This window comes from Pseudomonas sp., assembly GCF_050739995.1.
Taxonomy (GTDB): Bacteria; Pseudomonadota; Gammaproteobacteria; order Pseudomonadales; family Pseudomonadaceae; genus Aquipseudomonas.
In genome coordinates, this window is sequence record NZ_JBOICG010000611.1 from 1 (window position 1) to 12,056 (window position 12,056).

The 12,056-nt window shown below is 60.5% G+C and carries 10 protein-coding genes; 8 read left to right on the forward strand and 2 right to left on the reverse strand.

The features are described from left to right. Window positions 1-112 precede the first annotated feature (112 nt). Window positions 113-5,938 carry an Hpt domain-containing protein gene (locus ACRESD_RS20525; RefSeq protein WP_431752575.1) on the forward strand — a complete coding sequence of 1,942 codons (5,826 nt, stop codon included), beginning with the start codon at window positions 113-115 and terminating at the stop codon, window positions 5,936-5,938. Further along, complete coding sequence (locus ACRESD_RS20530; protein ID WP_431752576.1) at window positions 5,931-6,386, forward strand: chemotaxis protein CheW; 456 nt, start codon at window positions 5,931-5,933, stop codon at window positions 6,384-6,386. The genes ACRESD_RS20525 and ACRESD_RS20530 overlap by 8 nt, the downstream gene beginning before the upstream one ends. A 130-nt stretch (window positions 6,387-6,516) precedes the next feature. Here ACRESD_RS20530 and ACRESD_RS20535 read toward each other — a convergent pair whose 3' ends face one another. After that, on the reverse strand, window positions 6,517-6,804 hold the full coding sequence (locus tag ACRESD_RS20535; RefSeq protein ID WP_431752577.1) for a HigA family addiction module antitoxin: 288 nt from the start codon (window positions 6,802-6,804) through the stop codon (window positions 6,517-6,519). 14 nt (window positions 6,805-6,818) lie between these two features. Further along, the gene (locus tag ACRESD_RS20540) at window positions 6,819-7,097 is read right to left on the reverse strand and encodes a type II toxin-antitoxin system RelE/ParE family toxin (protein ID WP_431752584.1); all 279 of its coding nucleotides are present in this window, start codon (window positions 7,095-7,097) and stop codon (window positions 6,819-6,821) included. Between the two features lie 323 nt (window positions 7,098-7,420). On the opposite strand from ACRESD_RS20540, the gene ACRESD_RS20545 reads away from it, so the two are divergent. From ACRESD_RS20545 to ACRESD_RS20570, 6 genes are all read left to right on the forward strand, one after another. After that, a complete protein-coding gene (locus ACRESD_RS20545; protein WP_431752578.1) occupies window positions 7,421-7,804 on the forward strand; it encodes a polymorphic toxin type 44 domain-containing protein in 384 nt (127 codons plus the stop codon). After that, on the forward strand, window positions 7,782-8,201 hold the full coding sequence (locus ACRESD_RS20550) for a hypothetical protein (protein ID WP_431752579.1): 420 nt from the start codon (window positions 7,782-7,784) through the stop codon (window positions 8,199-8,201). The genes ACRESD_RS20545 and ACRESD_RS20550 overlap by 23 nt, the downstream gene beginning before the upstream one ends. Before the next feature lie 88 nt (window positions 8,202-8,289). Then, window positions 8,290-8,919, forward strand: a complete 630-nt coding sequence (locus ACRESD_RS20555) for a nucleotidyltransferase domain-containing protein (RefSeq protein ID WP_431752580.1) — start codon at window positions 8,290-8,292, stop codon at window positions 8,917-8,919. Further along, window positions 8,882-9,316 carry a hypothetical protein gene (locus ACRESD_RS20560; protein ID WP_431752581.1) on the forward strand — a complete coding sequence of 145 codons (435 nt, stop codon included), beginning with the start codon at window positions 8,882-8,884 and terminating at the stop codon, window positions 9,314-9,316. Before ACRESD_RS20555 ends, ACRESD_RS20560 begins: the two co-directional genes overlap by 38 nt. 245 nt (window positions 9,317-9,561) lie before the next feature. Then, the gene (mdcA, locus tag ACRESD_RS20565) at window positions 9,562-11,232 is read left to right on the forward strand and encodes a malonate decarboxylase subunit alpha (RefSeq protein ID WP_431752582.1); all 1,671 of its coding nucleotides are present in this window, start codon (window positions 9,562-9,564) and stop codon (window positions 11,230-11,232) included. Continuing rightward, on the forward strand, window positions 11,233-12,056 hold an 824-nt coding region (locus ACRESD_RS20570; protein WP_431752583.1), incomplete at its 3' end, for a triphosphoribosyl-dephospho-CoA synthase. It abuts the gene before it with no gap.

Here is a 12,056-nt window from a genome sequence, read left to right on the forward strand (position 1 = left end):
GCTAATTGATAGGGTGACTGATACACCGCATTCGCGAGCAAGCCCGCTCCCACAGGTGATCTCCATTGTTTCTGATAACACCAGCAATTCATGAATTTTTAGCGGAGCAGTTATGGTTGATCGGCACGACTACGTGGCCCTCGAATGGGTCAAGGGCGACATTGCCGAAACCCTGAAGCAGGCGCGTTCGGCGCTGGACACCTTTGTCGAAACCGGCGACAGCGACGCGATCGACGAGTGCCTGGCCGGCATCCACCAAGTGCATGGCGCGCTGCAAATGGTCGAGTTCTACGGCGCGGCGCTGCTTGCCGAAGAACTCGAAGAACTGGCCTTGGCGTTCCAGGCCGGACGCGTCAGCCAGCGCGATGAAAGCATCCGCCTGTTGCAGCAGGCCCTCGGCCAATTGCCGCTGTATCTGGACCGTGTCCACAGTGCCCGTCGTGATCTGCCCCTGGTCGTACTGCCGCTGCTCAACGACCTGCGCAGTGCGCGCGGTGAAAGCCTGCTGTCGGAAACCAGCTTGTTCAGCCCACAACTGCTGGCGATTGCGCCGTTAACCGATGACGTCCTGGCGCAACGCACTTCGCCTGAGCTTCATGAGCAATTGCGCCAGTGGCACCAACTGCTGCAACAAGCCTTGGCCGGTTTGCTGCGTGAAGATCATGGCCCCAGTAACCTGGTGGACATGGCGCGGGTCTTCGCACGCCTCGAAGCACTGTGCCAGGGCGCGCCGCTGTTGCCCTTGTGGCAGGTCACCTCGGCGTTGGTCGAAGGCATGCTCACGGGCGTGATCGCCAACAGCCCGGCGTTGCGCAGCCTGCTCAAGGCCAGTGACAAACAACTCAAGCGCCTGCTGGCCCAGGGGATCGGGGGGATCAACCAGCCGGCGCCGGATGAATTGCTCAAGAGCCTGCTGTTCTACGTGGCCAAGGTCACTCGGCCAACGCCACGCATGCAAAGTCTCAAGGAGCGCTACGGCCTGGACGAAGCCTTGCCCGACAGCGCCGTGGTCGATGCCGAACGCGCGCGCCTGGCCGGGCCGGATCGTGATGGCATGGGCTCGGTGCTCGGCGCTTTGTGTGAAGAGTTGGTACGGGTCAAAGAGCGCCTGGATCTGTTCGTGCGCAGCGACCGGCAGCACACCAGCGACCTTGATGCCTTACTGGCGCCGCTGCGGCAGATTGCCGACACCCTGGCGGTGCTGGGTTTTGGCCAGCCGCGCAAAGTGATCATCGATCAACTGGCCGTGGTGCTCAGCCTCGTCCAAGGGCAACGCGAACCCAACGATGCGGTACTGATGGATGTCGCCGGCGCCTTGTTGTACGTCGAAGCCACGCTGGCGGGCATGGTCGGCACCGTGGAGCCGGAAAGCCGCGAAGAAAGCCGCCTGCCCACCACTGACCTGACACAGATTCACCAACTAGTGATTCGCGAGTCCTGCCAATGCCTGCGGCAAGCCCAAGAGCTGGTCATCGATTGCATCGAAGCCCACTGGGATCGTCAGCGTCTGGAATCGCTGCCGGAACTGCTGAGCCAGGTACGCGGCGCCCTGGCAATGATTCCTCTGCCACGGGCGGCGAGCCTGATGCAGGGTTGCTCGGATTACGTCGATGAACAGTTGATGGCCAACGACAGCCCACCTTCCGAGGCGCAGTTGGGGCACTTTGCCGAGGTGATCAGCAGCCTGGAGTACTACCTGGAGCGTATGCTCCAGGACCCGGACCCGGACGCGGCCGGTGAACGGGTGCTGGAGCTGGCGACCCAAGGCCTGGTCGCGCTCGGCTACCTGCCCGTCGAAAAGCCTTGGCGCCAGGCGTTGGTTGCGCCCGAGGGTGCACTGGCGAGCGAAATCACTCCCAGCCAGTCCCAGTTTGATGCGCTGGCCAACCCCACCTCGCGCTTGAACCCGCCGGCCCTGCATCGCCCAGGCAGCCTGCTGCCACCGCCGGCCGATGAAGAGCCGATTGACGATGAACTGCGCGAAGTCTTCCTCGAAGAAACCGACGAAGTCCTTGAGGTACTGCATCGCTACCTGCCCAACAGCGCCGATAAAACCGCCCAGGGCGAAATGCGCCGGGCCTTCCACACCCTCAAAGGTAGCGGTCGCATGGTGCGCGCCCTGGTCTTGGCCGAGCTGGCCTGGGCCGTGGAAAACCTGCTCAATCGCGTGCTGGAGCGCAGTGTCAGCCTCGGCCCCGAGGTGCAACAGGTGCTGGATGAGGCGGTGGCCCGGCTGCCGGAATTGATCGCCGACTTCGCGACCGGCGCCCAACACCAACGCGATGAAGTCGACGCCCTGGCCGCCCGTGCCCACGCCCTGGCCAACGGCTCGGCAGCCACTGCCGCCGAGCCCCATGACCCGATGCTGTTGGAGATCTTTCGCAACGAAGCCCAAAGCCATTTGGAAAGCCTTAACCATTTCCTGCAACAGGCCGCCGAACATGTGCCGCTGCAAGTCAGTGATGAGCTGCAACGCGCCCTGCATACGCTCAAGGGCAGCGCCTACATGGCGGGTGTGCTGCCTATCGCCGAACTGGCCCGGCCCCTTGATCACCTGACCCGCGAATACAAAGCCCATCGCCTGCCGCTGGACTTGGACGAAGTGGAGTTGCTGTTGGAAGCCGAGGGCTTGTTCCAGCACGGGCTGCGCGACTTGGACAGCGATCCCCTGGCGCCGATAAAAGGCGCGCAAGCGTTGATCAGCCGTACCCAACGCTTGCTTGATCAGCAACTGCAAGCATTGCTGGAGGCACCCAATACTGGCCTGCGTATCAAGCGCGACCCGCAACTGATCAGCAACTTTCTGGCTCAGGGCATGGATATTCTGCTCGACGCCGAAAGCCTGCTGCGTCGCTGGCAGCAGCACCCTGGCGAGCGCCAGGAACTGACGGCGCTACTGGATGAATTGACTACCCTGGGCGAGGGCGCACACCTTGCCGATTTGCACAGCATCGACGAACTCTGCGAAGCCTTGCTCGACCTGTATGGCGCCGTGGAAGAGAGCAGCCTGGCGGTCAGCGAGCGGTTTTTCCATGAGGCCGAGCAGGCTCATGAAGCGCTGATCAACATGCTCGACCAACTGGCCGCCGGCCAGGAAATCAGCCCGGCACCGGCGCGGCTCGAAGCCTTGCGCGAGCTGTTGGATGAAGCCCTCGACCCCTCTGCCACCGGCCTGATCAAAAGTGACGGCAGCCGCGCCCTGAGCATCACCGAACTGGGCGCTGCGACTGCCACGCTGGGTCACGACACGGCCATGGACGATGAGATTGTCGAGATCTTCCTGGAGGAGGCCGTCGACATCCTCGACAGCGCCGGTCAGTCCCTCAAGCGTTGGCTGCTGGAGCCCGACGGTGCTGCGCCGTTGTCGTCCTTGCAACGAGATTTGCACACCCTCAAGGGCGGAGCGCGCATGGCCGAAATCGGGCCGATCGGCGACCTGGCCCATGAGCTGGAAGGCCTTTATGAAGGGTTGGTCGACCGTCGCTACAGCTACTCCACCGAACTGTCCCAAGTATTGATGGCTTGCCACGAACGGCTGGCCTTGCAACTCGAAGAACTGCACCATCACCAGCCCTTGAGCGACAGTTCCGAGCTGGTTGCCAAGGTGCGTGCATTGCGCCATGGCAGCGCTGCGGGCACTGCCACGGCGGCACCGCCCGCCCAGGGCGCCGACCCTGAGTTGCTGGATATCTTCCTTGAAGAAGCTGCCGATATTCTCGAGAGCTCCAGCAGCGCGCTGGTGCGTTGGCAGGCTGAGCCGAATAACCGCCAGGAAGTGGAAACCCTGTTGCGCGACCTGCACACCCTCAAGGGCGGCGCACGCATGGTCGAGATCGGACCGATTGGCGACTTGGCCCACGAGTTGGAATTTCTTTACGAAGGGTTATCCGCCGGCCAGCTGGCGCCATCCCCCGAATTGTTCGCGTTGCTGCAGGGTTGTCATGACCGGTTGGCGCAGATGGTCGATGCAGTGGCGGACGGGCTGCCGGTGGGCTCGGTGGACAAGCTCATCGGGCGCATCAAAAGCCTGGTACACCCCAGTGATGAGCCGTTAGTGCCCGTCGCGCTGGCCGGCGGCAAGACCGAAGCCGCTATCGATCCTGCGGCGGACATGGTGAAAATCTCCGCCGACCTGCTGGACGACCTAGTCAATCTGGCCGGCGAAACCTCGATATTCCGGGGCCGCATCGAGCAGCAAGTCAACGACGCACGCGTCGCCCTCCACGAGGTGGAAACCACGATTGAGCGTATGCGCGATCAACTGCGCCGCCTCGACACCGAAACCCAGGGCCGTATTCTCAGCCGCCAGCAGGCCGAAGCCGAGCGCTTGGGCTATGAAGAATTCGATCCATTGGAAATGGACCGCCATTCGCAGTTGCAGCAACTCTCGCGGGCGTTGTCCGAGTCGGCTTCCGACCTGTTGGACCTCAAGGACACCCTCGACCGCCGCAACCAGGACGCCCATAACCTGTTGCAACAACAGGCCCGCATCAACACCGAGTTGCAGGAAGGCCTGATGCGCACGCGCATGGTGCCATTCGAACGCATGCTGCCGCGCCTCAAGCGCATCGTGCGGCAGGTGGCGGAGGAGTTGGGCAAGGACGTGGAATTCGTGGTCGGCAATGCCGAGGGCGAGATGGACCGCAATGTGCTGGAACGCATGGTGGCGCCGCTGGAGCACATGCTGCGCAACGCCGTCGACCACGGCCTCGAGTCCCGCGAAGCCCGGCTGCTGGCCGGCAAACCGGAAAAGGGTCGCATCACCTTGGACCTGACTCATGAAGGCGGCGATATCGTGTTCGACATGCGCGACGACGGCGCTGGTGTGCCGTTGGAAGCGGTGCGGCGCAAGGCGATCAAGCGTGGCTTGCTCGACCCCAATCAAGAGATCAGCGACCGCGATGTATTGCAGTTCATCCTGCAGCCGGGCTTTTCCACCGCCGAAAAGATCACACAGATTTCCGGGCGTGGCGTGGGCATGGACGTGGTGCATGAAGAAGTGCGCCAGCTGGGCGGCTCGATGGTGATCGACTCGACACCGGGCGCGGGTGTGCATTTTCGCATTCGTCTGCCGTTTACCGTGTCGGTCAACCGGGCGCTGATGGTGCAGTGTGCGGATGATCAATACGCTATTCCGCTCAACACTATCGAAGGGCTGGTGCGTGTATTGCCCCATGAACTGGCCGGGCACTATCAGCAGGACCCGCCGCGTTATGAATACGCGGGGCAGTGCTACGAGTTGTTCTACTTGGGCGATTTGCTGCACACCGTCAGCCGTCCGAAACTGCTCGGCCAGTATCAGCCCGTGCCGGTGCTGCTGGTGCAATGCAACGAACGGCGCGTGGCGGTGCATGTGGACGCCATGGCCGGCACGCGAGAAATCGTGGTCAAGGGCCTGGGACCACAGTTTGCGGGGGTGCAGGGCTTGTCCGGTGCGACGATCCTGGGTGACGGTCGCGTGGTGCTGATCATCGACCTGCTTGCCCATATCCGTGCCCGGCAACCGGTCTTGCCGGCCCAGGTGGTCGATGCGCCGCTGATCCTCAACGATCCGCTGAAAAAGCGCCCGCTGCTGGTGCTGGTGGTGGACGATTCGGTCACCGTACGCAAAGTCACCAGCCGCCTGTTGGAGCGCAACGGCATGAACGTGCTCACCGCGAAGGATGGCATCGACGCCATTGCAGTGCTCGAGGAGCACACCCCGGACTTGATGCTGCTCGACATCGAAATGCCGCGCATGGACGGCTTCGAAGTGGCGATTCAAGTGCGCAACGACCCGCGCCTGATGCGCCTGCCAATCATCATGATCACCTCGCGCACCGGCCAGAAGCACCGCGACCGTGCCATGGCCATTGGCGTCAACGACTATCTTGGCAAGCCGTATCAAGAGTCGGTGCTGCTGGAAAGCATCGCCTATTGGAGCAAATCCCATGCTTGACCACCGTGCCAGCCAAGTCACCGGCCTGCTGCTGCCCTTGGCCGACCGCCATCTGGTGTTGCCCAACGTCGCCATCGCCGAGTTGATCGACTACCAGCGCGGCGAACCGGCCAGTGATGCTCCGCCGTGGTATTTGCGGCAAGTGACGTGGCGAGATCGGCAGTTGCCGTTGATCAGCTTTGAAGCCGTCTGTGGCGAGGCGACCATGGCGGGCGAGCGCTCGCGGATCGTGGTGCTGAATACGCTGGGCGGGCGACCAACGTTGAAGTTCATTGCAATGGTGATCCAGGGGATTCCGCGTTCGTACAAACTCGATAACCAGTTGAGTTATGTCGACGTGCCGTTGTGCCCGCTGGAGCTGGCGGCGGTGCAGGTGGGGGAGCATGTGGCGAAGGTGCCGGACTTGATGGGGCTTGAGGCCTTATTGGTAGAGTCCGGCCTGGCCTGAAACCTTGTGGAAACCAATGTGGGAGCTGGCTTGCCTGCGATAACGGTGGGTCAGCTACGCATGTATTAACTGACGGACCGCCATCGCAGGCAAGCCAGCTCCCACACTGAACTGTGCTCGCCTCCAGACCTCAATCTATCCGCGCAAACGGCTCAATCGCCGGCTGTTCACGATGCTCGGCTTGCCACAAGTCGTAGGCGCTTTGCATCGACAGCCATAGTTGCGCGGTACTCACGCCGGCACGCTCAAGCCTGACGGCGAGATCTGGACTGACCGGGGCGTGGCCATGCAAGATCCTTGAAAAGGTTTCGCGAGCGAAGCCGAGACGTCGGGCCATTTCGGTGATGGTGATGCCCAAGGCAGGGACCACGTCCTCAAGCAGAACCTCACCTGGGTGAGGTGGGTTGTGCATACCCATATCAATACCTCTACTCAGTGGTAGTCAAGATAATCGACCAGTTCGACCTGGTCGTCGAACATCCGGAAAATGATGCGCCAGTTACCACTTATGCTGACGGACCAGTAGTCGATCAAATCGCCCTTCAAACGATGGAAGCGCCAGCCGGGCAGGTTCAGTGCATCTGGGTGCTCGGCTTTGTCCAGAATGAACAGAACGCGGCGCAAACGCTTTGCATGATTGGCGTTGATGCCTCTGGTTGCACCGGTCTCATAGAAGGCCCTGAGTCCCTTATGTTTCCAGCTGATGATCATGGCGCGATTGTGATGTGATACATCACGCTCTGCAATGGCCTTGCATCGGGTTTGGCGGTCAGATTCATGCTGTATGCCCGTGGCGATTCGGAGCGAAAAGGCTAGGGATACCGGTTCCGAGCAACAACCTGAAAAGCCTGTCAGAACATTCAGCTCTGATTGTCGGTAGCTCATGGATTCTACAAACAGCCTTGTCCTGACCCCGTAAATGTAAGGCTCGGATCGAATGAGCGTCTGAAATTTCTGTAAGTACGGGCTCGGCGTTTTTGCTGATTTTTGAGTGCTAGCTTTTGACGCTCAAACCCATCAGCAAGGATTCGCAAATGGCAGTTCCACCGATCCCCCCAGGCGTTTCGCTGCAAGACAATATTGCCTTGGCCAACAATCGCAGGATGCATTTAAAGCCTGGTTCCGCGTTCACCTATTCGTGGTTTTACTCACAGGTCCGAGGGCGTGGCCCTTGGGATTACAAACAAAAAAGTCGCGAGTACGAGGCGTTCGGCAACTTCAACTATGGCGTTACCGGCACTGTGCTGGGGATTCCGGAAAACGTGCTGTTGAGAGCGGCCGGTGCTGCGCAAAAGGTAGCGGGGACCTCCAGGGCGGATTTCGGAGACTGGTGGGGAGATGCGCCTTATGGCGACGATCATAGTGACCAGCATTGGATCAAGGAGGGTATCGAATATGCCAGAGCGCAAGGGTATTAAGTGGCCGATCCAGGGCTTGCTCAACGGGCTGCTGGTGGTGTGTCTCGGGTACTTGGGCGTTGGTTGGTTGATGAGCCCCGGTACACCGGAATTGGATGAAGTCGTGCTCAGGTATTCCTTGGATAACGGCACCTCTATCTATGGCGCGCGGAATAATCAGGGGGGCGCGACGGTGGGCTTTTCCTACAACTACTACGTCCATAAGGATCTGGGTAATGATCAGGAAATACTCACGACATTGCTGTCGGCGCATCCCTTTCTGAAAACCAAAGAGCCCGATGTTCAAGTCACCCGGCAAGATGGTTTCATTCACCTCACTGTTCGTGGGGCGGTTTATGAGTACCGCAGCTACCCGCTTGAAGGTTTGGGGGCTGTGAGCATAGACATTAAGTTGTAGGCCGGCTGGCCCTCGGATTTTTCTTAAAGCTTGATCGTTCCCATAAAGGGACCTATCGTTCCCTTTTTGGGACTCTTTGGCCGCTGCCATGCAAACGTTGCCGCTCAGCACTGCGCTCTTCACCGTCACCCAGCAAAAAGTGCTGGGCCTACTATTCGGCAAGCCCGACCAAAGTTTCTTCACCAATGAAATCGCCCGGTGGGCCCAGGTGGGTAAGGGGAGCCTCACTCGTGAGCTGGAGCGTTTGCAGTTGGCGGGCATCCTGAGCATGACGCGTCAAGGCAACCAGACCCATTACCAAGCCAACGCCCAATGTCCGATCTACTCGGAGTTGTTGGCCATTGTGCGCAAGACCTTGAGCCTGGATGAGCCATTGCGCAATGCATTGGCACCGTTTGCCAAACGGATAACCTGGGCCTTTATCTATGGCTCCATCGCCAAGGGCGAGGCGCACTCATCCAGTGACATAGATCTCATGTTGATCGGCGAAAGCCTCAACTACAGTGAAGTCATGGAGCAGCTCATGCCGCTGGAAGAGCAACTGGGCCGCACCATCAATCCGACGCTTTACACCCCTGAAGACTGGATTGGCAAATGGAATGCCAGGAACAGTTTTGTGCAGCGGGTCGTGCAGCAGGACAAGATCAATCTGATGGGGGGCAACCCTCTGGAACCCACGGATGGACAACAAGGCAAACCTGGAGAATCTGCAACGTAGCGGTGGTTTGAAGGCTGAGCCTCCGGATCCCAAGGAGTGTAATGGGCTACTGCGCTCAGCCCGTGACCGCTTAAAGGACGCTGGTAATCCTCATTTATCGTTCGCCAGTCGTTTCGACCTGGCTTACAACGCCGTTCATGCTATTGCCCTTACGGCTCTGCGCTTGCAAGGTTATCGCTCTGACAAACGCTACCTGGTCTTTCAATGCCTGATCCACACCATCGGTGCGAGCAAGGTACAGGTGAGGTTGTTGGCGTTGTGTCATGAGCGTCGGAACCTCGCGGAATATGAAGGATACATGGATGAAGATGAGGCGTTGCTAGGTCAATTGATGGAAGGTGCGAAGGCATTAATGAGCAATGTTGAAGAAATGCTGGGTGGTCATGGGTGGGAGTGAATCACCGGTCAACCGTAGGAGCTGGCTTGCCTGCGATGGCGGATTAGCAGTCGACCTCTCTACAGCTGACCCACCGCTATCGCAGGCAAGCCAGCTCCCACCTTTTGAGGTGCATTAGGCTCGAGTTCAGTATTTGTTGATGTACTGTTACTCCAACCGTAACGATCTGCCGCTGAGCTTGATTGATGGTTTCCCTCATTCACTCCTAAGGTACAGCCCACGACAGCAACTCCCGTGGAGCGACCATGACAACAATAGCCACCCCCGACTCGCGCTGGACGCGGCGGCGCGACGAGAAGCAGCGGCGCCTCGGGCGAGTCAAACAGTTTGCAGACGGGGCGGTGTTGCCCAGTGACAGGATCGTCGAGGCCCTGGAAGCCTTGATCCTGCCCGGTGACCGCGTGGTGCTGGAAGGCAACAACCAAAAACAGGCTGACTTCCTCTCCCGCTCCCTGGCCAAGGCCGACCCCGCCAAGCTCCACGATTTACACATGATCATGCCCAGTGTCGGCCGTTCCGAGCACCTGGACCTGTTCGAAAAGGGCATCGCCCGCAAGCTGGATTTTTCCTTCGCTGGCACCCAGTCCCTGCGCATCAGCCAGTTGCTCGAAGACGGCCTGCTGGAAATCGGCGCGATCCACACCTACATCGAACTCTATGCGCGGCTGGTGGTGGACTTGATCCCCAACGTGGTGCTTTCCGCCGGTTTCATGGCCGACCGCGCCGGTAATATCTACACCGGCGCGAGTACCGAAGACACCCCGGCGCTGATCGAGCCCGCTGCGTTCAGCGATGGCATCGTCATCGTGCAGGTCAACCAGTTGGTGGACGATGTCACCGATTTGCCCCGCGTCGACATTCCCGCCAGTTGGGTGGATTTCGTAGTGGTGGCCGACAAGCCGTTCTACATCGAGCCTCTGTTCACCCGCGACCCTCGCCATATCAAGCCGGTACACGTGCTGATGGCGATGATGGCGATTCGTGGCATTTACGAAAAACACAATGTGCAGTCGCTCAACCACGGTATCGGCTTCAACACTGCCGCCATTGAGCTGATCCTGCCCACCTACGGCGAATCCCTGGGCCTGAAGGGTAAGATTTGCCGCAACTGGACCCTTAACCCTCATCCAACCCTGATTCCTGCGATTGAAAGCGGTTGGGTGGAAAGCGTGCATTGTTTCGGCACCGAGCTGGGCATGGAGAACTACATCGCCGCACGCCCGGATGTGTTCTTCACCGGCCGCGACGGTTCGATGCGCTCCAATCGGATGTTCTGCCAACTGGCTGGCCAATACGCGGTAGACCTGTTTATCGGTGCCACCCTGCAAGTGGACGGCGATGGGCATTCCTCCACCGTGACCCGTGGTCGTCTCGCTGGTTTTGGTGGCGCGCCGAACATGGGCCACGACCCGCGTGGCCGTCGTCACGGCACCCCAGCGTGGCTGGATATGCGTCATGACGATGCGCCAGAAGCCTTGTTGGAGCGCGGCAAAAAACTCGTGGTGCAAATGGTCGAGACCTTCCAGGAGGGCGGTAAACCCACGTTTGTCGAGACCCTGGATGCGGTGGAAGTGGCGCGCAAAAGCGGGATGCCCCTGGCACCGATCATGATCTACGGCGACGACGTCACACACCTGCTCACCGAAGAAGGCATCGCCTACCTGTACAAGGCGCGCTCCCTGGAAGAGCGCCAGGCGATGATCGCCGCCGTCGCAGGTGTCACGGCCATCGGCCTGCGCCACAACCCCAAGGACACTGCGCGCATGCGCCGCGAAGGCTTGATTGCCTTGCCCGAAGACTTAGGGATTCGCCGCACCGATGCCACCCGCGAGTTGTTGGCCGCCAAGAGCGTAGCCGATCTAGTGGACTGGTCCGGTGGCCTGTACAACCCGCCTGCCAAGTTCAGGAGTTGGTAAATGCGCGCCCTCAAACTGCATGAACTGAGCCTTGCCGATCGCCTGGCGGACATGGCCGTCGATGCGCTGATCGATGAAGCCGACCTGTCGCCCAAGCCCGCCTTGGTGGACCGTCGCGGCAATGGTGCCCACAACGATTTGCACCTGGGTTTGATGCACGCCTCGGCGTTGTCGTTGTGGCCGATGTTCAAGTCCATGGCCGAAGCGGCGATTGAGTTCGGTGAAATCGGCTTGCCCTTGCGCGAAGCCCTTGGGCGAATCGGCCGCGAAGGTGAGCAAGCGATGCTCGCGACCACCCACGGCGTGAATACCCATCGTGGCGCCATCTGGGCGCTGGGTTTGCTCACCGCAGCGGCAGCCCTGGAGCCCCGCACCATCACGCTGAACGCCGCCAAACTGGCCCTGCTCAACGACCGCCACGCGCCGCAAACCATGAGCCACGGCGCACAAGTCGCCCAACGCTACGGCGCACGGGGTGCCCGTGAAGAAGCCCAGCTTGGCTTCCCTTCGGTCATGCAACGCGGCCTACCGCAACTGCACCAAAGCCGCCGGCAAAACGCGGGTGAGCAGAACGCTCGCCTGGATGCCTTGCTCGCGATCATGACCGAGCTGGCCGACACCTGCGTGCTCTACCGTGCAGGCCCGGAAGGTATCCGCGCCATGCAACGCGGCGCCCAGGCCGTGTTGGATGCGGGTGGCAGCGCAACCCTGGCTGGTCGCCGCCAGTTGCACGAACTGGACAACCAACTGCTGGCACTGAATGCCTCCCCAGGCGGTGCTGCCGACCTGTTGGCCGCCTGCCTGTTTATCGATCGCCTCGACGG

What these genes read in the sequence shown, in the direction of transcription:
- ACRESD_RS20525 (WP_431752575.1), top strand. Translation starts at nt 113, where the DNA reads ATGGTTGATCGGCACGACTACGTGGCCCTCGAATGGGTCAAGGGCGAC.
- ACRESD_RS20530 (WP_431752576.1), top strand. Translation starts at nt 5,931, where the DNA reads ATGCTTGACCACCGTGCCAGCCAAGTCACCGGCCTGCTGCTGCCCTTG.
- ACRESD_RS20535 (WP_431752577.1), bottom strand. Translation starts at nt 6,804, where the DNA reads ATGGGTATGCACAACCCACCTCACCCAGGTGAGGTTCTGCTTGAGGAC.
- ACRESD_RS20540 (WP_431752584.1), bottom strand. Translation starts at nt 7,097, where the DNA reads ATGATCATCAGCTGGAAACATAAGGGACTCAGGGCCTTCTATGAGACC.
- ACRESD_RS20545 (WP_431752578.1), top strand. Translation starts at nt 7,421, where the DNA reads ATGGCAGTTCCACCGATCCCCCCAGGCGTTTCGCTGCAAGACAATATT.
- ACRESD_RS20550 (WP_431752579.1), top strand. Translation starts at nt 7,782, where the DNA reads ATGCCAGAGCGCAAGGGTATTAAGTGGCCGATCCAGGGCTTGCTCAAC.
- ACRESD_RS20555 (WP_431752580.1), top strand. Translation starts at nt 8,290, where the DNA reads ATGCAAACGTTGCCGCTCAGCACTGCGCTCTTCACCGTCACCCAGCAA.
- ACRESD_RS20560 (WP_431752581.1), top strand. Translation starts at nt 8,882, where the DNA reads ATGGACAACAAGGCAAACCTGGAGAATCTGCAACGTAGCGGTGGTTTG.
- mdcA (WP_431752582.1), top strand. Translation starts at nt 9,562, where the DNA reads ATGACAACAATAGCCACCCCCGACTCGCGCTGGACGCGGCGGCGCGAC.